Source organism: Pseudomonas sp. GW458-11-26-14-LB4 (genome assembly GCF_059423925.1).
On the sequence record NZ_JBWKYU010000012.1, the window covers coordinates 128,716 to 150,521 of the forward strand.

Here is a 21,806-nt window from a genome sequence, read left to right on the forward strand (position 1 = left end):
AAAAAAGGCGACCGTATGGTCGCCTTTTGCCTTGCCAATGTATCGAAACCCTTACCTCACGCCCTCGGCGCGCAGGGCCGACGGGGTGTAGTCGGCGGCCTTGGCTTCGAAGCCGAATTCGAAGCTGTGCTTCTCTTCGTTCTTCATCCCCAGGGCAATGTAGCGGCCGGCGATGATGTCGTAGAGCGCTTCGAGGGTGTAGGCCTGGGCCTGATGATCGTAGTAGTACTGCGCGTGTCCCTCGGCCACTCGCCACAGCTGCCCGCGACCGTCGTAGTGATCGGCCAGCGCCACTTGCCAGCTGTCCTCGTCGATGTACATGTGGCGCTTGGCGTAGATGTGCCGCTCGTTCGGTTTCACCGTGCCGACCACTTCCCAGACCCGGTGCAGTTCATAGCGGGTCAGGTCCTGGTTGATGTGCCCCGCCTTGACGATGTCGTCGTACTTGAGACTCGGCGAGTCGAGCTTGTAGCTGTTGTACGGAATGTACATTTCTTTCTTGCCGATCAGTTTCCAGTCGTAGCGGTCCGGCGCGCCGGAAAACATGTCGAAGTTGTCCGAGGTGCGCAGGCCGTCGGCAGCGGTGCCCGGCCCGTCATAGGCGACCTGCGGCGCACGCCGCACCCGGCGCTGCCCGGCGTTGTAGATCCATGCCAGGCGAGGTTCCTTCACCTGATCGAGGGTCTCGTGCACCAGCAGCACGTTACCGGCCAGACGCGCCGGCGCTGTCACCGACTGTTTGAAGAAAGTCAGAACGTTGGCGGCTTTTTCCGGATCGAGATCCTTCATCAGTTGCGGCACGGCGATCTCTTCTTCAAAGCGGATCGGCGTGTAGCTGCCATTGGTTTGCGGGGTCACCTGCGTGATGATCCGCCGCAGGTTGCCGCCGTGATAACGGGTGATGTGGTTCCACAACACCTCGACGCCATTTTTGGGAATGGGGAACGCGTAGTAGCGGTTACCGGTGAAATTGGCCAGTCCGTTGCCGTCGTTGATGCTGGTGACGTTCAGCGCGCTGCGTTTGGCCGATTCGTAGATTTCCGGCGGCACGGCCACGGTGCGATGGGTCGGGTAGACCGGGATCTTGTACGTCTCGGGGTAGCGCTTGAACATCGCCACCTGGCCGTCGGACAGTTTGTCCTTGTACTTGTCGACGTTGGCGGCGGTGATGGTGAACAGCGGTTTTTCACTGGCGAACGGGTCAGCCAGAAAGCCCTTGCCGTCGACCGCACCGGCGTTTTTCGGGATACCGCCGGTCCAGGCCGGAATCGAGCCGTCGGCGTTGCCGGCCTTCTCGGCGCCCAGCGGCGTCAGGCTGGTGCCAAGCTTGTTGGCTTCGTCCGGCGACACCGCCGCGATCACATTGGCGGCCAGGAGGCTCAGGGCCAGGACACCGCATTGCAGAATCATCTTGCGCATTGCATTCATCCTTCTCGGGCAGATCAGAAGTTCACACCGAAGCTCAGGGCCACGAAGTCACGGTCTTCGAGGGTGTTGTAGTCACCGCCGAAAAAATCGGTGTAACTCAGGCTCGCGGTATAGGTGTTGCGGTAGTCGGCATCGACCCCGACGCTGACGGCCTTGGCGCCTTCGTTGAACAGACCGTTGGGGCCATAACCGGCGACGTCGTGGGACCAGGACAGGTTGGGCTTGAGGTTGATCCCGCCGATCACGTTGGCGTAATCGAGGATCGCCCGGGCGCGATACCCCCAGGAGGTGGAGGTGACGAAACCGTCGGTGTCACCGCCGAAACCGTACTGGCCGTAGACCGAGTCACGGCCGTAACGCAGCTTGCTGCGCGACTCCAGGCCGCCAACCCGCACCACCGCCGCTTCGCCGACCAGGGTCAGACGCTGAGCGCCCCAGACCTGATCGAAAAAGTGCGTCAGCGTGCTCTGGATCTGGGTCACTTCCTTGCGTCGGTAGCCCTTGTTGTCAGCACCCGGCGAGGTAAGCAGCGGCGACGCGGCACCGCCGGCAATCGGATTGAGCAGCGCAAGGGTCAGGTCGTTGGTGTTGACCTGCACCGGCGCGTTAGGGCGATAGCTGATCTCGCCGGTCCAGGCGGTGCCGGTCGGCAGCGTGGTAGAGAAACTCGCGCCATACAGGCGGATGTCTTCCGGGTATTCGAGGTAGTACTGACCACGCCCGAGCATCACGCTTTGCGCCAGTCCCGATCCACTGCCGGGCGCCAGCCGGTTGGCGATCCCGACCATGCCCGGCAAGGCCGCGAGGGTCGACAGGCCGGCGGTGCTGGTGCCAACCGTCGGCGTGCGGCTGTGATAGTTCATGAAGTAGAGGCCGTACTCGGTGTCATCGCCGAGCCAGCGCAACGCCGTGCCCCATTGCCCGGAATCCCGCGCATCGCGGTCGCCGCCACGGGGCACGATCACGCCTTCGCGGGTCACCTGGATCGGCTGGCCAAAGGCTGCCGCCAGCGGCGCCAACGGGGCGATCGCCGGGCTGCCGACGGTGTAACCGTTGTTGCAACCGTCCGCCGCCACGTCGACACCGAAGAAGGTGCCGCAGTTGTCGAGGACGGTCTGATCCCATTCCAGTTGATAGAAGCCTTCGACCGTCAGTTGGTCGGTGAGCCCCTGAGAGGCGAACAGCATGTTCACCGGAATCAGCCCTTCCTTGATCTCCGCACCTGGCCGGCGAAACGCCGAGACGTCGATCGGGTTGATGCTGTTGATCGAGTTGCCGATGAAGGTACTTTCGCCCCAGCTCACTACTTGCTTACCGGCACGCACGGTGCCCGGCAGGTCGGCGATGGAGTAGTTGTGATAGACGAACGCATCAAGAATCTGCGCGCCGGAAGACTTCGCGCCTTCTTTGCGACCCTTGTCACTGATCTGTTTGAACTCGCGGTCTTCGTCCTTGAGTTCGAAGTCGTACCAGTACTTGCCGCGCACGAACACACCGGTGTCGCCGTACTTCAGTTCGAGGTCGTGGATGCCTTTGAAGATCTTGGAAAAGGTCTCGCCCTTCTTGAAGTTCAAACGCCCGTCATCACCGGTGGAAGACTGGCCGGTCCCGCCGTTGACAGTCCCCACCAGCGACTTGTCGGCATCGCGCATGCCCCAGCTCGCACCGACCGACAGCGACGAATCGAAGGTGCCTTCGATTTCCCCGATATTGAAAGCGACCGCGTGCGCCTGGGCACAGCAACCCAAGGCCACCGCAGCGGCAAGCGCGTGCGGTGTGAAGATGGCGCGCATTGTTGTTTTTGTCATGCGTCTTCCCCGGTGAGTGACAGAAGACCCCACCCTACTGCCGCCACGCAGGGACGATAAGCGCACCAAGGAGGTATTCACACTGTCGCTCAAAAGGATGAATCCCCGCCTGCAGCAAGGCTTTGCGCCCGCCATGAACAGGCTGGATGGATCACTATCAACGCAACGGATAATGACGACCCCGGTGCGCGCCACTGTTACATGCCCCGTAACAGTGCATGTCCGGAATCGCTATTTTTCCCTGAGGCGCCAGCCCTTATTCTGAGCGGGCTTTCACGGCAGACCGCCAGTAAGCACGAAGTCCACGACCGAGTCGTTGGCAATGATTTCTGATCGATCGAAGCGTTTTTCGATCCATCGCCCCGGTGTTCACTGACGTTGATTTGTAGCTCCTTGATCCAACGTCTTACCTTGGCCGCTGCGTTTGCAGCGGCCTTTTTTATGCCTGCTGAAAAGCCGAACGCCCTATCTTTCGAACAACTTCGAAAACAATGTCGGACATTTCCTCTTGCACCAAAGAAATATGACCTGAACGTTGAAAACCCAGGAACCCTCTTTCAAAACGAAACACCATTACTTACGGAGCTCTCGGATTTTGTAACCAGAGTTTTGTTGTAACTTGAAGCACCTCAAACATTCGCTGGCGACACAGGCGCCGCTTTCAACAGCACCATTTTGCCAGTGAGCCAACACGCACATTCAAAAGGATATGAATATGCAGAAACCTCCACCCTTTGTATTAACAGAGGCTGTCCATACGACAGCAATTGCACCGCCAAACACTCCCATCATTCGCGGGACATCCCCTGTTCTGCCCCATAGCGGCACGTTTGGCATCCCACATAACGTTGTAGCCAGTTCGCGGGAGTTCACTGCTGCGAAACTAAAGATTGAACAGGACTTTCAATCTCAGAACCAACAACTGGTGCAATCGATTGAGCAGGAACTCGCCGCAACACGTCTGGAAGGCAATACCCATCCGCTTCCTCCCGCGCAAGCAATCACTCGAGAGCTAGGAGTACGCCACACACTTATTGCTAGAAAGACCGCTCAACTTCATCAAAAAAATATTCTTGTTAACCATTTTTTTGGGGAGACGCCACTCAATAAGGACTTCCATGTTTTTTATCGACAAGCGCAGAACATGGATAGCAACGTCAGGCCTCGTGGTCTTGCCATGCAGGCTTGGGCGACCTCGTACAGAGCCGCCCACGAAGCGATCTTGCTGACGCAATCCATCGCCATACTTAACCAGCAACAGGTCGGAGTACAAAAATGGCTGGCCGCCGTGCAGGCCAATGATCAAGAGCGAATAGCGGCTGAACAGCAAGCGCAAAGAGCGGCGGCCGACCTGGCGCGCATCAATGAACAGGCACGACTCGCAGCACTGGCAGAAACTGCGCGTCGGCAAAAAGAACAGCAGGAAATTCAGGCGCGTGAACAGGCGCGCGTTGCAGCGCTGCTCGAGGCGCAAAGGCTGGCGGATGAGCTGGCACAAATCGCCGCCGCAGCCGCTGCGCGACAAGTCGCCGCCGAGCAGGCACGCCTGCAAGCGCAAGCCGAAGTTCAGCGCCGCGAAGAGGAACGCCGGCAACTGGCTGAAAAAACACGTCGGGAAAAGCAGCAGAAAGCGCTGAGAAAAGCACAAAAGAAACAGCGAAAAAAAGCACGCAAGATCGCCAGGGAGCAGGCGCAACGGCAAGCCGAAAACGCCAAAACCGGACAACCTCCGCTCTTTGCCAATGCGGGTTCGATGGCCGCTTTGGGTCCCACCTTTACCGGCCCGCTCGGCGTTTTTGGCAACAACCTGGCCACGACTCTGGCGCTCAGAACTTCGCTGCAAACGGCGGTTTCTTTGGCGCTGGCTGCCATCTCCACTGCTGCCGCACCGGTGATCGTCGGGTTCGCGGCGTTGCTCGCCCCTTCAAAACTAGGGAACAGCGACCTGTATTCGGCCAGCGTTCCCTTGTCAGACCTCGCACCGGATCTGAATGAAGATCTTCATCACGTGGCGGCCGTCGGGGGAACAGTCGATCTGCCGGTCAGGCTGGGCTCGTCGACGATCGGCGACAAAGTCGAATTCGTCGTAGTCACGACGGACGGAGTGACAGTCCCCGCCCCTGTTCCCGTGAGAGCCGCTCGCTTCGACGCCAGTAAAAACGTCTACGTTTCCACCGCCAGCGACACCAACGGCCCCACGCTGACCTGGACGCCGTTGGTACAGCCACAAGATACCTCGACCCACCTGCCGCTGGCCGATAACGATCCTCCGGTCTACGACGGTGCTGAAGTTGTTCCAGACGAGGGACGGATCGATCCGTTTCCCGAGCTGGATCGGTATGGGTTTGGCGGGTTTATCACGGTCTTTCCAACTGAGTCCGGATTGTCGCCGTTGTATGTGGTTTTCAGCAGTCCCTATGAGGGAGGCGTTGAAGGTGGCGAGCACAGTGGCCGCGCGTTTAACCCCGAGGAAACAGGTGGACCAATTCTTGACTTGGAATGGTCCCCTGTAACTGCAACATCAGAAGGAGCAAGCACTGTGCGACTACACATCTCAAGATTTCCTGAATCGGCCGCCAATAAGGTAATGATTGATCGCCTGGAAAAAATCATCAGCGGAGAGCTTGAGATAACGGATACAGACAAGCGCTTCTACACTCATGAGTTGAGAGAGCTAGAAAGATTCAGAGCCTTGGGATATGGGGATAACGAACGACCTGATCCGAACTCTCCTGTGTGGAACAATGTTCACACAGCAACGCTGGAAGACTTCAAACTCAAAGACGATGCTTCGCTGCTGTACACACCTGAAGCGCTGGCCGCCGACGCAGAACAAGTGGAACTCGAATACCAAAGGTTGTTGAAGGAGATGTGGAAATGAATACTGTCGAACAAATCGTAAAAAACGAGTCCCTTGATGACATCGTTGCAGTGTTCGCGTTGATCAAAGCAAATCCACATCTGGACAGGATGATCAGACTCTATAACCGTGACATCCTCAAAGAGTATGGCGCACTCGAAAACGCCTACTCCCGCCTCTTCGCCGCCGGGGTACTTGCTCTCGGAGAGCACGGCCTGGCGATCAAAGGCCCGAACTGGTCCCCACCAAAATTCATGATCGAAAACAGATACACCTGATCGGCAAATCGGCCACCAGGCTCTCACCTAGTGGCCACTTCAGGTTACAACGAATACTTCTGCAGATTCCCCATCATTTCCTTCAGCGCTTCGATGTTGTCCTTCGGATGCGCCGCGCCTTCGAAATCACAGATCTGCTGCCAGTGCGCCGCGACGTCTTCCGGGGAAAACCCGACGCGAGGATCGAACCCGGCACCCAGGCTGCGCTCCCAGCGCACCTTGCCCATCCAGCCGCCGCCGACTTCGAACAGGCCGGAAGTTTCCTGGCATTGTTCGCTGGCCAGGTACACCACCAGCGGGCTGACCAGCTCCGGTTTGAGTTGTTCGAACACTTGCGGCGGGATCAGGCCTTCGGTCATGCGCGTGCCGCCGGTGGGGGCGATGGCGTTGACCAGGATGTTGTTCTTGCGACCTTCGATGGCCAGGGTACGGGTCAGGCCGTAGAGACCGAGTTTGGCCATGCCGTAATTGGACTGGCCGAAGTTTCCGTAGATGCCCGAGGTCGATGCGGTGAAGATCACTCGCCCATAATTTTGCTCACGCAGGTGCGGCCATGCGGCACGGGTCACTTTGTAGGCGCCTTCGACGTGGACGCGGTAGACCAGATCCCAGTCGGCGTCTTCCATTTTGTGGAAGGTCTTGTCACGCAGGATCCCGGCGTTGTTCACCACCACATCGACGCGGCCGAACACATCGAGCGCGTTCTGCACCAGTTTGTCGCCGTCGGTGACCGAGTCATGGTTGGCTTCGGCGATGCCGCCGGCCTCACGGATTTCCGCTACCACGCGGTCGGCAGCCGAAGCGTTTGCGCCTTCGCCCTGGGTTGAACCGCCGAGGTCGTTGACCAGCACTTTGGCGCCCTGTTTGGCGAACAGCAAAGCGTGAGCGCGTCCCAGGCCACCACCGGCTCCGGTGACGATCACGACTTTATCTTCGAAACGCACAGACTCATTCATCGGGGCAACTCCAGCAGACCTGAGGGACAGTGTCCCCGAGTGTCAGGCACGACGCGTTCGGTCACAACGAACACGGCTGGGGCTGAATGGTGCGCGATAAGGCTGGGGGATGATGAAAACGTGCCGCGGCGCCCGGCGCCTGCGGCACGAACTCAGGAACACGCCACCTTGCGCGGCGGCAACACGAAGTGATCGCGAAATTCGAGGTAGTGCTTGAGCACCTGCACCGGCGCTTCGGTTTGCGGGTAGTGGCCGATGCCCGGCAACAGCACGGTGTCCGCGTCGGGAATCAGCTCGCGATAACGCTCGACCATGTGCGCGCCGGAAATCGGATCGACCTCGCCATCGATCACCCGCAACGGCACCTCGCCGCGCTGCATCGCTGCGACCCAGCGATCACGCTGGACCCTGCGCTCGGGAATGTAGTGGATCAGCTTGTGCATGACTCGCGGCCCACGATTGCATTCGATCAGGCTCCAGAAATCATCCATCTCGCTTTCGCTGGGCCGGGTGTCCGGGCCGAAGATCTGCCGGAAACTTTTTACCAGCGCATCGCGGGTAAACGCCCGGCCGATCATCCAGCCCAACGGGCTGAGCAACAGTTTTTGCGTCAGCAGCGGCCGATGGGTTTCCGGGAACAGACCGCCGTTGAGGAACACGCAGCTGGCGACCTCGATTCGATCTTCGTAATGCCGGGCCAGCAGTTCCTGGGCAACACTGTCGCCGTAGTCGTGGGCCAGAATGTGCACCGATTGTTCGACCTGCAGATGCGCCAGCAAAGCCTGTTGCAGATCGGCCTGCTCCAGCAGGCTGTAAGTGTGATTCAGGGGTTTGGCCGAGTCGCCGAAGCCGAGCATGTCGCAGGCAATCACCCGGTAGCGCTGGGACAGCGGTTGCCACAGGTAATGCCAGTCCCAACTGGCCGTCGGAAAGCCATGGATCAGCAGCAGCGGATCGCCCTGCCCGGCCGTCCAGTAGCGGATCGGCTGACCACGGAAGACAAACGTCTGGCTGCGTTTGCGCCAGGCACTCAGAGGGATCTCGGCGAGAGGCATTAGAGTTTATACCCCGGGTCTTGTTTATCGAGTTTGCGCAGCAGCGCCGGCCAGGCCAGCGCGCCACCCATGCCTTGAGCACTTTTGGTGACGCCGGCGATCATCGCCTTGGCGCCTGCCAGAATCTGCGGTTCGATGGCGATCAGTTCGGCACCGCCGGTCTGCGCCATGACCTGAATGTCGCAGGCGCGCTGGAAGGTGAACATCATCAGGAACGTGTCGGCGATGGTGCCGCCACAGGTCAGCAGACCATGGTTGTGCAGCATCAGGAAATTGCAGTCACCGAGATCCGCCTGCAACCGCGCTTTCTCTTCATGGTTCAGGGCCACACCTTCATAGGCATGAAAGGCCAGGCTCGACAGCACGAACAGCGATTGCTGACTGATCGGCAACACACCCTGTTTCTGCGCCGACACCGCGACACCGGAAGCGGTGTGGGTGTGCAGCACGCAGGCCACGTCGTGCCGCACTTCGTGCACGGCGCTGTGGATCGTGTAACCGGCGGGATTGATCTCGTAAGGGCTGTCCATGAGTTTGTTGCCGGCCTGGTCGACCTTCACCAGACTCGAGGCGGTGATCTCATGGAACATCAGGCCGAACGGGTTGATCAGGAAATCTTCGGTGCCGGGCACATTGGCGGAAATGTGGGTGAAGATCAGATCGTCCCAGCCATGCAGCGCGACCAGACGATAACAGGCGGCCAGATCGACCCGGGTCTGCCATTCCGCGGCACTGACCTGGTCTTTGACGTTCACGGACGAAGGGACGGGGGCTACGCTCACTGTATGCACCTCTGCGTTCTTATTGTTTTTGCGTGTGTCAGCAGTCTAGTCAGCCATGGACGGCCGCGTAGTTGCATTGGCAGCCAGCTTGATGACTGAACGAGTCAGCCACGCAAACAGCTTGGATCCATGTCAAAGCAACGACGCCAACAAAGGTGCGGCGAACAGATTGAGCAACCCCGTCAGCACCATCACCAACCCCGCCACCGAACCTTCCTCGCCGCCCACTTCATGGGCCCGGCTGACCCCGGCACCGTGCGCACCGACGCCGAACAATGCCCCGCGCGCCAGGGCGCTGCGCAGCGGCAGCCACTTGAGCAGCACACCGCCGAGCATGGCACCGAACACTCCGGTGAACATCACGAACACCGCTGTCAGCTCCGGCACGCCACCCAGATCCTGCGCCAGCGGCATGGCGAACGGTGTGGTGATCGAACGCGGCACCAGCGACAGCGTCACCGAACTGTCCAGCGCCAGTGCTTTCGCGAGGCCGAACGAAGTGCCGATCGACGCGGCGCTGCCGGCCAGCATGCCCAGCAGCAACGCCGACCAATGCCGCACCAACAAACGCCGCTGCTGCCAGATCGGCACCGCAAACGCCACGGTGACCGGCCCGAGCACCAGCATCAGCCAATGGGTGTTACTCGAATATTCGGCGTAAGCGGTGTGCAGCGGCACGGCAAGCGCCAGCAGCAACGCAGGGACCAAAATCAGGGGCGACAGCAAGTAGCGCCCGGTCCGGCGATACAGCCAGCGACTGAACAGATAAGCCAGCAACGTGAATGCCAGCCAGAACATCGGCATCAGCTCAAGCTTCATGGGACCGCCTCAGGCGCACGGCCAGCTCCACGGTGAACGCGGTCACCAGCATCACCATCAGCGTACTGGCGGCGATCACCAGCAGAATCCGCCAGCCGTCGTCACGCAGCAATGCGCCGTAATCCAGCAGGCTCATCAACGCCGGAATGAAGAACAGCAGCATCTCCGCCATCAACAACCCTGCGCCCATTTGCAGCGCCGCCGGTTTAACCCAGCCGAACGCAAAACCCAGCAGCAACAGGGCCATGCCGATCACACCGCCGGGAATCGGCCAGGCCAGCCACGCTGCGATCTGGCAGCCGAGCAGGTAGAGAGCAAGCAGGACGGCCAGTTCGGCCAGCAAGCGGGAGAGGTATTTAACGGTCGAGGCTTTCATCCGGGGGGGCTCCTTTCAGGTGCCTATTTTACGAACCCGACTGCCATCTCCGAAGCGAATTGTTAGACTCAAAGCCATTCCAATATGGAATCAGGCCATGGAATTCAAACAGCTCAAAAGCTTCGTCGAAGTGATGCACCAAGGCGGCTTCACCCAAGCCGCGAAGACCCTGCACATCAGTCAGTCCGCCGTGAGCAAGCAGATCGCCCAGCTCGAACAGAGCCTCGGCACCCCATTGCTCGAACGGCTGGGTTCGCAAATACGCCTGACCGCCGCCGGCAGCGTGGTGCTGCAACGGGCAGAAGGCATGCTGCGGTTGCGCAATGAATTGCTCAGCGAACTGGATGACCTCAGCCATCTGGCACGCGGCGAGCTACGTCTCGGGCTGCCATTGCTCGGTAGCGATGCGTTGTTTGCCGGGCTGTTCGCCGAATACCGACGGCGTTACCCGAACATCTGCGTGCAGTTGCTTGAAGGCGGCAGTCGCAATATCGAACAGGCGGTGCTCAGCGGTGAGCTGGAGTTGGGCGGCAGCCTGCTGCCGAAAGATCCGCAGTTCGACTTCCAGCCGTTCTGTGATGAACCGCTGGATGCGCTTCTTCCGGTGGATCACCCGCTGGCGACAAAAGGCGAAATCGGTCTGGAGGAGTTGGCCGATACACCGTTCCTTTTGTATCAGCGCAGTTTCGTGCTCAACGATCGTTTGCTTCAGGCATGCCAGCAGATGGGCTTCACGCCGAAGGAAGGCGGGCGCAGCGGGCAGGCGGATTTTCTCGCGGCGCTGGTCGCCGCCGGGCAAGGCGTGGTGTTGCTGCCCAGCGTGGTGGCGCGCGGACTGGTACGGCCAGGCGTGGTTCGCCTGACCTTGAACGCGCCGGATTACTTGCGCTGGGACATCGCTTTCATCTGGCGCCGGGGCGCCTATCTGTCGAAGGCTGCACAGGCCTGGCTGGCGCTGTTGCGTGAACGCGGGATCAGCCCTTGAGCGTGGCGATCAACTGTTCCAGCCAAGGCTCGGCGTCGGTTTCCGGGGTAACGCTTTCGCTGGCGTCGATGCGCAGCATGTCCTGCACTTCGCGTACACCCAGTTCGCCGAACAACTCGCGCAATTGCTCGCCGCCGCCGCAGAACGTGTCGCCGTAACTGGCGTCACCCAAGGCGATCACCGCGCCAGGCAAACCACGCCAGGCCGCCGGCAATTGGTCGCGAATCGCCGAATACAACGGTTGCAGGTTGTCCGGCAGCTCACCCATGCCGGTGGTCGAAGTCACGCCGAGCAAGGCTTCAGGGCCAAACGCCTGGAGATCGGCAAGGCTGGCGCGGGCGTTGTAGAAGGTTTCAAAACCGGCGGCGTTCAACAGGCTCTGAGCGTTGCGAGCGACTTCTTCGGCCGTGCCGTACACGGAGCCGGAGAGGATGGCGACTTTCATCAATCTGATCCTGAAACTGAAAAAAAGAGCGGCGATAGTAACAGCCAGCGGCGCTCTGTTGCGATTGGCTCTCGATAAGCGCTGATGGCCAGTAGACAGCGCCGGTCGATCTTCTAGAATGCCTGCCACCGAAATCCTTGTAAGGCTTCATAGATGATCAATGCCAGTCTGCTGCAAATGGTGATCAACGCGTCGAACGAAGGGATCGTGGTGGCTGAAAAGGAAGGCGATCAGGACAACATCCTGATCTACGTGAACCCGGCTTTCGAAAAAATGACCGGCTACACCCGCGAGGAAATTCTCTATCAGGACTGTCGCTTCCTGCAGGCTGGGGATCGTGACCAGGCCAGTCTCGGGGTAATTCGCGAGGTTTTGAGAGAAGGCGGCTCATGCCGGGAAATCCTGCGTAATTATCGCAAGGATGGCACGCCGTTCTGGAACGAGCTGTCCCTGTCCACGATTAAAAATGCCGATGACGGAATGACCTATTTCGTGGGCGTGCAAAAAGACGTCACCGTTCAGGTCAAGGCCCAGCAGCGGGTTGTGCAACTGGAAGCCCGGGTTGCGGCGCTGGAAGCCGAACTCGCAGAACTGAAAGCGACGAACGGCGCAAACAAAACCGCGAACTAATTGTCATTAACTACAATCACCAAAGACTTTGTAATTATTCATTTCGAGTTAGCCATGCAGCGTGACGCCCTCCTGACCCAGGATGAGCTGGATTTCATCCAGACCATGCAACACAACCCGCAACTCAATGTGCGGGATGCGACGTCGAGCCTGCTGGTCAATGGTGGTTCGCAGATCCGTGATCTGCTCACGCGTCTGGCGGCCCATGAGCAAGTCACCATCCAGGCCAACTTCGAAAATCAGCAGATGACTTTCCCGCTGCATCTGGTGGAAGACGAGTTCCACGCTCTGCACCTGCGCCTGGGCGTACCGAGCATTTATGAAGACGGGCCGATGGTGCGCCCATGGCGCCTGACCCTGGAAGAGCCGGTGGCACTGGAAAATGCCAAGGGCCAGCCGGGAACGTTGTGGGTTCACGAGGTTTCGCACAAGGGTGTGTTGCTGGAAGTGCGCAACAAAACCAAACCGCCGAAGCACTTTGCGTTGTGGTTCAGCCCGTCAGGCTACGAGCGGATTTCCCTGCGCGGGACGTTCGAGCGGGAAACCGAAAACGGCTTTTATGCTTACGAGCTAAGCCAGAGCGATGCCGACGAAACCGAGCGTCTGCGCCAGTTCATCCTGCAACAGCATCGCCTGACCCACCCTGCCCTGCACACCTGATTCTCAGGTATCCAGCGTCCCTGCCAGGAACTGATTCATGCGCTGGCGCATGGTCGCCCCTTCGTTGCCCAGACAGCCAACCGATGATCCGGCCAGGCTGTCCTGCGCCAGATCGGCAGCATCGCCTGCCAGCATCAACTGACAATCCAGACTCAAGGCCAGACGATTCAGACGTCGCGGCAGCTCGGCGGTCGGCGCGTGATTGGAAAACAGCACCAACGCCTGGGGCCGGGTCTTTTCGCACACCAGCGTCAGCTCGTCGAACGGCTGACCGGTGGTGAGCACACGAACCCCCGCGTCATTGCCGCTGAGAAACAGCGCCGCCACCAGCAATTCAAGCTCACGACATTGACCGGCCAGCGCGCTGACGATTACCTTGCGCGGTTGCGAGCCGCGCAGCACGACGATGCGCTGCAGCACCTTCGCTCGCAGAAAACCATCGAAGAACAGCCACTCGCTGGTCTGCCCGAACGCGTCCTGACGCTGGAGCATTTGCAGCCACAGCGGCATCAGGATGTCCTGAAACACTACGGGCAAGGCATAGGAGGAGAAAATCTGTCCGTAGACCCGCTCGAGCAACTGATCGTCGAACGAGCTGACTGCCTGCCGGACCTGTTCCTGCCACTGGAGGTAGTCAGCCTGCACCAGGTCATCGGGAATTAAGTGGGCCAGCACCTTCATCGGCTCGGTCTTGGCGAGGATCCTGCCGATCTTGCTCACGGCGACACCCCGATCGATCCAGTCGACGATGCTGCGAACGCGCTCGATATCAGTCATGGAATACAAACGATGCCCACTTTCGGTGCGTGTCGGCTCGATCAAACCATACCGACGCTCCCATGCGCGCAACGTGACCGGGTTCACGCCGGTCACGCGCGACACTTCGCGAATCGGGAAAAGCTCCTCGCGCTCCAGCGCAACAGATGCCTGCGAAGCAGGGCGAACGTCTGTAATGACAGGCATTTGGGCGGACACGTCCTTGTTGGCGAAGTTGGATCCCATTCTACTCCGGATGCCCCTCCCCGGTTCAACCGACAAAATGAGACGAAAGTCTCTGGTTTTGTCACGATAATCAGGAATAATCCTTGCTTGTCGAAAAACGCAGCCCTCTACCCCGGCGCTGCGTCAGGCGAAACTCCTACCCGGAGCGACGCAAATGCAATACGGAGATACACAATGTCTACTTCCCCCGTCACGCTGATGGTCGCGCGTCGTGTCGCCAATGGTCGTTATCAGGATCTGATCGCCTGGCTGCGAGAAGGCGAACAACTGGCCACCGACTTCCCCGGTTATCTCGGCTCCGGCGTACTGGCACCGCCTCCCGGCGACGATGAATTCCAGATCATCTTCCGCTTCGTCGACGAACAGACCCTGCACGCCTGGGAACACTCGGCATCGCGCACCGCATGGCTGGCTCGTGGCAGCGATCTGTTTGCTCACCCGACGGAACATCGGGTCAGCGGAATCGAAGGCTGGTTCGGTGCAGCTGGCGCACGTCCTCCTCGCTGGAAGCAAGCGGTGGCGATCTGGCTGGCGTTCTTCCCGGTGTCGCTGCTGTTCAATTTCGTGCTGGGCCCGCTGCTCGCGGAAATGAGCCTGTTGCCGAGGGTCTTCATCAGCACGCTCTGCCTGACCCCGTTGATGGTCTACTTCTTCATTCCGCTGTCGACCCGCCTGCTGGCCGGCTGGCTCAACCCGGCGCCTGCACGCCCGCTGCCTGCCGCACCCTCCACGCAAAATCGCTGAAGCCGTCGCTCGCGTCGCTGTTATAGTTTTTGCTCTGACTTCGACGCGAGCCGTACATGACTTCTCACACAGCTCCCATCCTCATCACCGGCGCCGGCCAGCGGGTCGGCCTGCATTGCGCGCAGCGTCTGCTGGAAGACGGTCATCGGGTGATCTTCACCTACCGCAGCGAACGGCCGGGTGTGAAGGCATTGCGGGATCTGGGCGCCCTCGGGCTGCACGCGGACTTTTCCAGTGAAGCCTCGATCCTCGCGTTCATCACCGAACTGAAGACCCACTCCGACAGCCTGCGCGCCATCGTGCACAACGCTTCCGAATGGCTGGCGGAAACCGACGACGGCGAAGCCGAAGCCTTTAGCCGGATGTTCAACATCCACATGCTGGCGCCGTACCTGATCAACCTGCATTGCGCCGAACTGCTGCAACGTTCGAGTCCTGCCGACATCATCCACATCAGCGATGACGTCACCCGCAAGGGCAGCAGCAAACACATCGGCTATTGCGCCAGCAAGGCCGGGCTCGACAGTCTCACGCTGTCCTTCGCCGCGCGCTACGCGCCGTCAATCAAGGTCAACGGCATTGCGCCAGCCCTGCTATTGTTCAATCCCGACGACGACGCGGCGTACCGCGCCAAGGCGCTGGCCAAGTCCGCGCTGGGCATCGAACCCGGCAGCGAAGTGATTTATCAGAGCCTGCGCTATCTGCTCGACAACCCGTATGTCACCGGCACGACCCTGACCGTAAACGGCGGGCGGCACGTCAAGTAATACGCCCCGCGAGGATGCTCCATGACCCGTTCCCTGCCCGAGAATTACCGCGAGATCCTGATCGGTCTCGGTGAAAACCCTGACCGCGAAGGACTGCTCGACACGCCGGTGCGGGCGGCCAAGGCCATGCAGTACCTGTGTCACGGCTACGAACAGAGCGTCGACGAGATCGTCAATGGCGCGCTGTTTGCCTCCAACACCGACGAGATGATCATCGTCGCCGACATCGAGCTGTACTCGTTGTGCGAACATCACCTGCTGCCCTTCATCGGCAAGGCCCATGTGGCTTATATTCCGACGGGCAAGGTGCTGGGGCTGTCGAAGATCGCGCGGCTGGTGGACATGTTCGCCCGCCGCCTGCAGATCCAGGAAAACCTCACCCGCCAGATCGCCGAGGCGGTCCAGCAAGTCACCGATGCCGCCGGTGTCGCGGTGGTCATAGAAGCCCGGCACATGTGCATGATGATGCGCGGTGTCGAGAAACAGAATTCGACCATGAACACCTCGGTCATGCTCGGCGCCTTCCGCGAGTCGAGCAACACCCGCCAGGAGTTCCTGCAATTGATTGGACGGAGCAAGTAAATGCCACAACTTCAACCGGGAATGGCGCGCATCCGGGTCAAGGATCTGCGCCTGCGCACCTTCATCGGGATCAACGAGGACGAAATCCTCAACAAGCAGGATGTGCTGATCAACCTGACCATCCTGTACGCCGCACAGGAAGCGGTGCGAGACAACGACATCGACCACGCGCTGAACTACCGCACCATCACCAAGGCGATCATCGCGCATGTGGAAGGCAACCGTTTCGCGCTGCTCGAACGCCTGACCCAGGAACTGCTGGATCTGGTGATGGCCAACGAATCGGTGCTGTACGCCGAAGTCGAAGTCGACAAGCCGCATGCGTTGCGTTTTGCCGAGTCGGTGTCGATCACCCTCGCCGCCAGCCGCTGAACGTGTCTGGCGCTCCGGGCGTCAGACTTTTATCATCCGCGCCACGATTTGACTGCACAGAGCCCATCATGACCGAGCAACAACGCCTCGAACTCGAAGCCGCCGCCTTCCGCCGGCTGGTCGCCCACCTGGACAGCCGCAAGGACGTGCAGAACATCGACCTGATGAACCTCGCCGGGTTCTGCCGCAACTGCTTGTCCAAGTGGTACAAAGCCGAGGCCGACGAGCGCCGGATCGAGGTCAGCCTCGACGATGCCCGTGAAGTGGTTTACGGCATGCCGTACGCCGACTGGAAAGCCCAATATCAGCAAGAAGCCAGCGCCGAACAGCAAGCGGCGTTCGCCAAAGGAAAACCCAATGAGTGATCTGAACACACTGCGCGCCAGCCTCAAGAGCGGCGAACACGTTTTTGCCGACACCCTGTCCTTCATCGCCGCCGGTTACGACTACCAGCCTCAGGCGTTCAACAACGGCGGCGTGGAAAACGCGGCCGGGCAGAACGAAGGTTCGTGCAAGACTTTGGGTCTGGCGCTGCTGGAAGGCTTGAGCGACGAAGAAGCGCTGCTGGCGTTCGGCGAACACTACCGCTCGGTCGTGGCAACGCCTGAAGGCAGCGATCACGGCAATATCCGTGCGCTGATCCAGCACGGTCTGGCGGGCGTGAAATTCGAAGCGCAACCGCTGACCCGCCGCTGAATCCCGACACAACACTATCCCTGTCAGATCGTTCCCACGCTCCGCGTGGGAATGCAGCCGGGGACGCTCCGCGTCCCAAGGACGCAGAGCGTCCAGATGAGGGATTCCGACACAGAGCGTGGGAACGATCATTGTCGTGGTGCCTGTGAATAATGGGCATGAAAAAACCGGCCAATTGGCCGGTTTTTTGTGTCTGCGTTCTTAGAACGAAACGTTCTGCAGATCGTCCAGGTAACGCTCCGTGTCCAGTGCCGCCATGCAACCGGCGCCGGCCGAGGTGATGGCCTGACGGTAAACGTGGTCGGCCACATCGCCGGCAGCGAAGATGCCTTCGACGCTGGTCGCGGTGGCGTTGCCTTCACGGCCGCCCTGAACCACGAGGTAGCCGTCCTTCAGCTCCAGCTGACCTTCGAACAGCGAGGTGTTCGGGGTGTGGCCGATCGCGATGAACACGCCGTCGACCTTGATTTCGTCGAAGCTGCCGTCGTTGTTCTTCAGACGCGCGCCGGTCACGCCCATGTTGTCGCCCAGCACTTCGTCCAGGTTCGCGTTCAGTTTCAGCTCGATCTTGCCTTCGGCCACACGGGCGTTGAGCTTGTCGATCAGGATCTTCTCGGCGCGGAAGGTTTCGCGACGGTGGATCAGGGTGACCTTGCTGGCGATGTTGGCCAGGTACAGGGCTTCTTCGACAGCGGTATTACCGCCACCGACCACGGCCACCGGCTTGTTGCGATAGAAGAAACCGTCGCAGGTCGCGCAGGCCGAAACGCCTTTGCCCATGAACGCTTCTTCCGACGGCAGGCCCAGGTAACGAGCGCTGGCGCCAGTGGCGATGATCAGCGCGTCGCAGGTGTAGGTGCCGCTGTCGCCGGTCAGGCTGTATGGCTTGGAAGCGAAGTCCACAGCGTTGATGTGATCGAAAACGATCTCGGTTTCAAAACGCTCGGCGTGCTCGCGCATGCGCTCCATCAGCACCGGGCCGGTCAGACCGTGGACGTCGCCCGGCCAGTTGTCGACTTCGGTGGTGGTGGTCAGTTGACCGCCGGCCTGCATGCCGGTGATCAGCAGCGGCTTGAGGTTGGCACGGGCAGCGTAGACGGCAGCGCTGTAACCGGCAGGGCCGGAACCGAGGATGATCACTCGCGAATGACGGACTTCAGACATGAACCTGCTCCTGTTGACCGGCCAAGACACCTGGCCGGACGCCGGACTGCCGGCGGGAATAAAAAAGGACTGTGGATAACCTTGGGGAAGGCGTGAGCTCGACAGTCCTGTAAAAAGTTGGGTGCAGCGTATCGAGGGGGGCAAGATTAAGGAAATACGGTTTAACAATCCAGCTCATAGGTGGTCTCTATGCCGACACACTGACGAGATGGACGTCTTTGTTACAGTGAATGTCGATCCCGCTGCCGCGCTTTCACAGGTTCTGCAAAGTCGGTAAGGTCGGCGCGTTTTCCCTTGCTCGGAGCACCTTATGCCCGCCCCTGTTCTGTCCGGCCCGCAATACCTGCGCGAAGGCCTCAAACTGGTCTTGAGCCCTGGCCTGCGCCTGTTCGTGCTGCTGCCGCTGGCCATCAACCTGGTGCTGTTCGTCGGATTGATTTATCTGGCCGGCCACCAGTTCAGCCTTTGGGTCGACACACTGATGCCGTCGCTGCCCGAGTGGCTGAGTTTCCTCAGCTACATCCTGTGGCCGCTGTTCGTGGTGCTGGTGGCGTTGATGGTGTTTTTCACCTTCACCATGCTGGCCAACGTAATCGCCGCCCCGTTCAACGGTTTCCTCGCGGAAAAAGTCGAAGTGGTAGTGCGCGGCACCGACGACTTCCCGGCCTTCAGCTGGGGCGAACTGATCGCCATGATCCCGCGCACCCTCGCCCGGGAAATGCGCAAGCTCGGTTATTTCCTGCCCCGGGCGATCGGCCTGTTCATCCTCTCGTTCATCCCGGTGGTGAACATCGTCGCCGCGCCGCTGTGGTTACTGTTCGGGGTGTGGATGATGGCGATCCAGTACATCGACTACCCGGCGGACAACCACAAGCTGGGCTGGAACGAAATGCTCGCCTGGCTGCGCCAGAAGCGCTGGCAGAGCATGAGTTTCGGCGGGATCGTTTATCTGGTGTTGCTGATTCCGGTGGTCAACATCCTGATGATGCCGGCCGCTGTGGCTGGCGCGACGTTGTTCTGGGTGCGCGAGCGCGGAGCCGAGAATCTGGTGACGCAACGCTGAGTCACAAATCCATCATCCGAACGTCACAACCACGACATGGCCTCAGCCGACACTGAGGTCATGACGACAGCTCTACATATCACCCTCATCAGCGAAACCTTCCCACCGGAAATCAACGGCGTGGCCAATACCCTTGGCCGCTTGTGCGACGGTTTGCGCGCACGCGGGCATCGGGTGGAACTGGTGCGACCGCGTCAGGCGGACGATCCGCAGCGCAGTGAAGACGACTCGCTGCTGTTGTGCCGGGGCTGGCCGTTGCCGGGTTATCCGGGGCTGCAATGGGGTCAGTCGTCGATGCACAAACTGTTGCGGCGCTGGACCCGCCAGCGCCCGGATGTGCTCTATATCGCCACCGAAGGTCCGCTCGGGCTGTCGGCTTTGCGCGCGGCACAGCGTCTGGGGATTGCCGTGGTCAGCGGCTTTCATACCAACTTTCAGCAATACACCCAACAGTACGGGCTCGGTTTGCTGACGCGCTTGCTCACCCACTACCTGCGCTGGTTTCACAATCGTTCGGCCATGACCCTAGTGCCGAGCGCCAGCCAGCGTCTGGAGCTGGAGCGTCGGCACTTCGAACGCCTGGCGCTGCTGTCGCGGGGTGTCGACAGTCAGTTGTTTCACCCGGCCAAACGCCTGAATGCCTTGCGTGAGCAATGGGGTCTTGGCGAGCAGGACATTGCTGTCATTCACGTAGGACGCCTGGCACCGGAGAAAAACCTCGGCCTGCTCAAGCGCAGTTTCGAAAAGCTCGCCGGCACGTATCCACAACGCAACCTGAAGCTGATCGTGGTCGGCGACGGACCGCAACGAATGGCACTGGAGAAGGAACTGCCCGAGGCGATTTTCTGCGGCTCGCAACGGGGCGAAGCACTGGCAGCGCACTATGCGTCGGGGGATGTGTTTCTGTTTCCGAGCCTGACCGAAACCTTCGGCAACGTCGTGCTGGAAGCGCTGGCCTCAGGCCTTGGGGTGGTGGCTTACGATCAGGCCGCGGCGGCCCAGCATATTCGCCATGGCTACAACGGCGTGCTGGCGATGCCCGGGGATGAAGAGGCGTTCTGCGAGGCAGCGGCGTGGCTGCTGGAAGAAGACGAAAGGTTGCGCTGCGTACGCCTGAACGCACGCCAACACGCCAGCCGCCAGGGTTGGGCGGCTATCGTCGAACAGTTTGAAAACCATTTGCTGGGGGCTTGCCGCGACCTGCGCGACAAGCCGCCCACGGCGATCAAACCAGCGTCATCAACGCCTCACGGCTGAACGGCAGAATGTCCTGCTCGCGGCCTTCGCGCACTTTCTGCGCCCAGTCCGGATCGACCAGCAGCGCACGCCCCACCGCCACCAGATCGAACTCGTCGTTGTTCAGACGCTCCAGCAGTTTTTCCAGACTGGCCGGTTGCGCGACCTTGTCGGTGTTGACCATGAACTGCAGGAACTCGCCATCGAGGCCGACGCTGCCGACGGTGATGGTCGGTTTGCCGGTCAGCTTGCGTGTCCAGCCGGCCAGATTCAGGTCGGAACCGTCGAATTCCGGCTCCCAGAAACGGCGCGTCGAGCAATGGAAAATGTCCACGCCAGCGTCGGACAACGGCTTGAGGAATTCACCCAGCGCTTCGGCGGTTTGCACCAGACGCGCGGTGTAGTCCTGCTGTTTCCACTGCGAGAAGCGGAAGATGATCGGAAAGCCTTCGCCCACCGCCGCGCGTACGGCCTGGATCAGCTCAATGGCGAAACGCGAACGGTTGGCCAGGCTGCCACCGTATTCGTCAGTGCGCTGGTTGCTGCCTTCCCAGAAGAACTGGTCGATCAGGTAACCGTGGGCGCCGTGGATTTCCACGCCGTCCATGCCGATGCTTTGGGCATCTTTGGCGGCTTGAGCGAACGCGGCGATTACATCCTGGATGTCCTGTTTGGTCATGCCGTGCACCACGACCTGACCGTCCTTGAGTTTTTCCGACGGGCCGTAACCCGGCACGCTCGCATCCGGCTCGGTGCCCAGACGGCGCACATTGCCGACGTGCCACAGTTGCGGAACAATCTTGCCGCCTTCGGCGTGCACCGCATCCACGACTTTCTTCCAGCCGGCCAGCGCGGCTTCACCGTAGAAGTGCGGCACGTTCGGGTAACCGTTGGAAGCCTGGTGGCCGACGGTGGTGCCTTCGGTGATGATCAGGCCGACACCGGCCGCCGCGCGACGACGGTAGTACTCGATCACTTTGGAATTGGGCACACCGCCTGGAGAAAACGAACGGGTCATCGGCGCCATGACCACGCGGGTCGGCAGTTCGAGGGCACCGAGCTGGAACGGTTTGAACAGGGCTTGCACGGGCATGGGAG

Annotated in this window: 24 protein-coding genes; 13 read left to right on the forward strand and 11 right to left on the reverse strand. The window is 60.3% G+C overall.

Annotated features, from left to right (window positions below; translation table 11 throughout):
* Nucleotides 1-51: 51 nt before the first annotated feature.
* Both AC07XZ_RS17500 and AC07XZ_RS17505 read right to left on the reverse strand, forming a co-directional pair.
* Nucleotides 52-1,419 (reverse strand): DUF1329 domain-containing protein, encoded by a 1,368-nt coding sequence (locus AC07XZ_RS17500; RefSeq protein WP_085746957.1) that lies wholly within the window; start codon nucleotides 1,417-1,419, stop codon nucleotides 52-54.
* Between the two features lie 23 nt (nucleotides 1,420-1,442).
* Nucleotides 1,443-3,236, reverse strand: coding sequence for a DUF1302 domain-containing protein (locus AC07XZ_RS17505; RefSeq protein ID WP_102686885.1), 1,794 nt, complete (start codon nucleotides 3,234-3,236; stop codon nucleotides 1,443-1,445).
* Nucleotides 3,237-3,951: 715 nt separating this feature from the next.
* Here AC07XZ_RS17505 and AC07XZ_RS17510 point away from each other — a divergent pair.
* Nucleotides 3,952-6,117: an S-type pyocin domain-containing protein gene (locus AC07XZ_RS17510; RefSeq protein ID WP_102686884.1), complete on the forward strand. Its 2,166-nt coding sequence runs from the start codon at nucleotides 3,952-3,954 to the stop codon at nucleotides 6,115-6,117.
* The gene (locus AC07XZ_RS17515; protein ID WP_007957240.1) at nucleotides 6,114-6,374 is read left to right on the forward strand and encodes a hypothetical protein; all 261 of its coding nucleotides are present in this window, start codon (nucleotides 6,114-6,116) and stop codon (nucleotides 6,372-6,374) included. The genes AC07XZ_RS17510 and AC07XZ_RS17515 overlap by 4 nt, the downstream gene beginning before the upstream one ends.
* A gap of 44 nt (nucleotides 6,375-6,418) precedes the next feature.
* Here the strand turns inward: AC07XZ_RS17515 and AC07XZ_RS17520 are convergent, their stop codons facing one another.
* The 5 genes from AC07XZ_RS17520 to AC07XZ_RS17540 all read right to left on the reverse strand — a co-directional run bounded on the left by AC07XZ_RS17520 (nucleotide 6,419) and on the right by AC07XZ_RS17540 (nucleotide 10,362).
* Complete coding sequence (locus AC07XZ_RS17520; RefSeq protein WP_011332507.1) at nucleotides 6,419-7,330, reverse strand: SDR family oxidoreductase; 912 nt, start codon at nucleotides 7,328-7,330, stop codon at nucleotides 6,419-6,421.
* Between the two features lie 152 nt (nucleotides 7,331-7,482).
* On the reverse strand, nucleotides 7,483-8,385 hold the full coding sequence (locus tag AC07XZ_RS17525) for an alpha/beta fold hydrolase (protein ID WP_102686883.1): 903 nt from the start codon (nucleotides 8,383-8,385) through the stop codon (nucleotides 7,483-7,485).
* The gene (locus tag AC07XZ_RS17530) at nucleotides 8,385-9,167 is read right to left on the reverse strand and encodes a class II aldolase/adducin family protein (RefSeq protein ID WP_102686882.1); all 783 of its coding nucleotides are present in this window, start codon (nucleotides 9,165-9,167) and stop codon (nucleotides 8,385-8,387) included. Before AC07XZ_RS17530 ends, AC07XZ_RS17525 begins: the two co-directional genes overlap by 1 nt.
* Before the next feature lie 132 nt (nucleotides 9,168-9,299).
* On the reverse strand, nucleotides 9,300-9,986 hold the full coding sequence (locus tag AC07XZ_RS17535; protein ID WP_085746951.1) for an LrgB family protein: 687 nt from the start codon (nucleotides 9,984-9,986) through the stop codon (nucleotides 9,300-9,302).
* Nucleotides 9,976-10,362, reverse strand: coding sequence for a CidA/LrgA family protein (locus AC07XZ_RS17540; protein WP_102686881.1), 387 nt, complete (start codon nucleotides 10,360-10,362; stop codon nucleotides 9,976-9,978). Before AC07XZ_RS17540 ends, AC07XZ_RS17535 begins: the two co-directional genes overlap by 11 nt.
* Nucleotides 10,363-10,459: 97 nt before the next feature.
* Here AC07XZ_RS17540 and AC07XZ_RS17545 point away from each other — a divergent pair, with 97 nt between their 5' ends.
* Nucleotides 10,460-11,347, forward strand: coding sequence for a LysR family transcriptional regulator (locus AC07XZ_RS17545; RefSeq protein WP_102686880.1), 888 nt, complete (start codon nucleotides 10,460-10,462; stop codon nucleotides 11,345-11,347).
* Here the strand turns inward: AC07XZ_RS17545 and AC07XZ_RS17550 are convergent.
* Nucleotides 11,337-11,792, reverse strand: a complete 456-nt coding sequence (locus AC07XZ_RS17550) for a flavodoxin (RefSeq protein ID WP_102686879.1) — start codon at nucleotides 11,790-11,792, stop codon at nucleotides 11,337-11,339. The two genes, AC07XZ_RS17545 and AC07XZ_RS17550, sit on opposite strands and share 11 nt — an antisense overlap.
* Before the next feature lie 153 nt (nucleotides 11,793-11,945).
* Here AC07XZ_RS17550 and AC07XZ_RS17555 point away from each other — a divergent pair, with 153 nt between their 5' ends.
* Nucleotides 11,946-12,422 carry a PAS domain-containing protein gene (locus AC07XZ_RS17555; protein WP_085746947.1) on the forward strand — a complete coding sequence of 159 codons (477 nt, stop codon included), beginning with the start codon at nucleotides 11,946-11,948 and terminating at the stop codon, nucleotides 12,420-12,422.
* A gap of 54 nt (nucleotides 12,423-12,476) precedes the next feature.
* Entirely contained in the window at nucleotides 12,477-13,082 is a 606-nt protein-coding gene (locus tag AC07XZ_RS17560; protein ID WP_085608095.1) for a hypothetical protein, read from the forward strand.
* A gap of 3 nt (nucleotides 13,083-13,085) precedes the next feature.
* Here AC07XZ_RS17560 and AC07XZ_RS17565 read toward each other — a convergent pair whose 3' ends face one another.
* The gene (locus AC07XZ_RS17565) at nucleotides 13,086-14,045 is read right to left on the reverse strand and encodes a MerR family transcriptional regulator (protein WP_085747044.1); all 960 of its coding nucleotides are present in this window, start codon (nucleotides 14,043-14,045) and stop codon (nucleotides 13,086-13,088) included.
* 213 nt (nucleotides 14,046-14,258) lie between these two features.
* On the opposite strand from AC07XZ_RS17565, the gene AC07XZ_RS17570 reads away from it, so the two are divergent.
* The 6 genes from AC07XZ_RS17570 to AC07XZ_RS17595 all read left to right on the forward strand — a co-directional run bounded on the left by AC07XZ_RS17570 (nucleotide 14,259) and on the right by AC07XZ_RS17595 (nucleotide 17,245).
* Complete coding sequence (locus AC07XZ_RS17570; RefSeq protein WP_007957213.1) at nucleotides 14,259-14,828, forward strand: antibiotic biosynthesis monooxygenase; 570 nt, start codon at nucleotides 14,259-14,261, stop codon at nucleotides 14,826-14,828.
* 56 nt (nucleotides 14,829-14,884) lie between these two features.
* On the forward strand, nucleotides 14,885-15,595 hold the full coding sequence (folM, locus tag AC07XZ_RS17575) for a dihydromonapterin reductase (protein WP_102686878.1): 711 nt from the start codon (nucleotides 14,885-14,887) through the stop codon (nucleotides 15,593-15,595).
* 21 nt (nucleotides 15,596-15,616) lie between these two features.
* On the forward strand, nucleotides 15,617-16,177 hold the full coding sequence (gene folE / locus AC07XZ_RS17580) for a GTP cyclohydrolase I FolE (protein WP_102686877.1): 561 nt from the start codon (nucleotides 15,617-15,619) through the stop codon (nucleotides 16,175-16,177).
* Entirely contained in the window at nucleotides 16,178-16,549 is a 372-nt protein-coding gene (gene folX / locus AC07XZ_RS17585) for a dihydroneopterin triphosphate 2'-epimerase (protein WP_007957207.1), read from the forward strand.
* 68 nt (nucleotides 16,550-16,617) lie between these two features.
* Nucleotides 16,618-16,914: a DUF1244 domain-containing protein gene (locus tag AC07XZ_RS17590; protein ID WP_007957206.1), complete on the forward strand. Its 297-nt coding sequence runs from the start codon at nucleotides 16,618-16,620 to the stop codon at nucleotides 16,912-16,914.
* On the forward strand, nucleotides 16,907-17,245 hold the full coding sequence (locus AC07XZ_RS17595; protein ID WP_011332495.1) for a HopJ type III effector protein: 339 nt from the start codon (nucleotides 16,907-16,909) through the stop codon (nucleotides 17,243-17,245). The genes AC07XZ_RS17590 and AC07XZ_RS17595 overlap by 8 nt, the downstream gene beginning before the upstream one ends.
* Before the next feature lie 201 nt (nucleotides 17,246-17,446).
* Here the strand turns inward: AC07XZ_RS17595 and trxB are convergent, their stop codons facing one another.
* On the reverse strand, nucleotides 17,447-18,409 hold the full coding sequence (gene trxB / locus AC07XZ_RS17600; RefSeq protein WP_085746943.1) for a thioredoxin-disulfide reductase: 963 nt from the start codon (nucleotides 18,407-18,409) through the stop codon (nucleotides 17,447-17,449).
* Between the two features lie 310 nt (nucleotides 18,410-18,719).
* Between trxB and cysZ the strand changes: the two genes are divergently transcribed.
* Together cysZ and AC07XZ_RS17610 are read left to right on the forward strand one after the other, a co-directional pair.
* The gene (cysZ, locus tag AC07XZ_RS17605) at nucleotides 18,720-19,472 is read left to right on the forward strand and encodes a sulfate transporter CysZ (protein ID WP_011332493.1); all 753 of its coding nucleotides are present in this window, start codon (nucleotides 18,720-18,722) and stop codon (nucleotides 19,470-19,472) included.
* 36 nt (nucleotides 19,473-19,508) lie between these two features.
* Complete coding sequence (locus AC07XZ_RS17610) at nucleotides 19,509-20,729, forward strand: glycosyltransferase family 4 protein (protein ID WP_102686876.1); 1,221 nt, start codon at nucleotides 19,509-19,511, stop codon at nucleotides 20,727-20,729.
* On the opposite strand, the gene AC07XZ_RS17615 is transcribed toward AC07XZ_RS17610, so the two are convergent.
* Complete coding sequence (locus tag AC07XZ_RS17615; protein WP_064600676.1) at nucleotides 20,698-21,801, reverse strand: NADH:flavin oxidoreductase; 1,104 nt, start codon at nucleotides 21,799-21,801, stop codon at nucleotides 20,698-20,700. The genes AC07XZ_RS17610 and AC07XZ_RS17615 overlap by 32 nt on opposite strands.
* Nucleotides 21,802-21,806 lie beyond the last annotated feature (5 nt).